General features: G+C 43.0%; 2 protein-coding genes. Both read right to left on the reverse strand.

What is annotated here, in order from left to right:
- On the reverse strand, nucleotides 1–216 hold a 216-nt coding region (locus A3762_RS28160), incomplete at its 3' end, for a hypothetical protein (RefSeq protein ID WP_231878709.1).
- The coding region (locus A3762_RS02785) for a methyltransferase domain-containing protein (RefSeq protein WP_231878710.1) at nucleotides 206–861 on the reverse strand (656 nt) is incomplete at its 5' end. The genes A3762_RS02785 and A3762_RS28160, both read right to left, overlap by 11 nt.

Raw genomic sequence — 861 nt, forward strand, 5'->3', positions numbered from 1 at the left:
ATCCGTAGTGAAAAAGCGTTTTAGTCGTTGCCACAATATCATGACATATGCAGCGACAACGCCAAATATCGATAGGGCTGCTGCTATTAATGAAACTAGACCAATTAGTTCTTGTTGCACTGAATCTTCCATATAAAACTCAGCGTAGGTTAAGCCAGAGAGTGATATCAATAAGAGTGCGCTGAACACAAAGAATAGCTTAAATCTAGTTTCCATTTATATGATTCTTTGGTTTATAGCTTGCAACATATACATCGCAGCTTAATGAAAGCGATCTCAATTCTGCGGTGCGCTCGATCTCAGAGCGTTGCGCACGCCAAACATGTGGAGTCATTGTGATGAGGTCAAGAATGGCGTCTTTTGAGTTGAGCGTGAAGGTATAAGAAACGCGTTGGTCTTCGAGTAATTCAAAATCCTCGTTTGATATCGGTGTTTTCTCTACCCGCTTTTTAATTTTTACGTCTGGGTATAAGTGCTTCCGCAATTCAATGAGATGGTTTTCGCCTGCTGACACGTCAAGAAGCAGCCCATCATTCATAATGATGCGTCGTGCTTCCGACATACAGGGACGTGAAAACATATGTGTTACAAGGCTCTGACTATGATCTGAGACGGGCAATCGAAACGCATTGCCAACTAACCATGCTGCCTCTTTCACTCGCTTGGCAGCTGTGCGAATTGCTGGTATAGAAATATCTATACCAGTTAAGGCGCATTCAAGAGACATATCGCGTGCTAGAAAATTATGGAACTGTTGAGTGTAGTAGCCTTCACCGCAGGCTATGTCTGTGTACGTGATGGTAGGCACTTGGTGCGACTTCGCATGATGACTTATTTGACTAATACAAGCATCAACAATGG

This window comes from Oleiphilus sp. HI0125, from assembly GCF_001635355.1.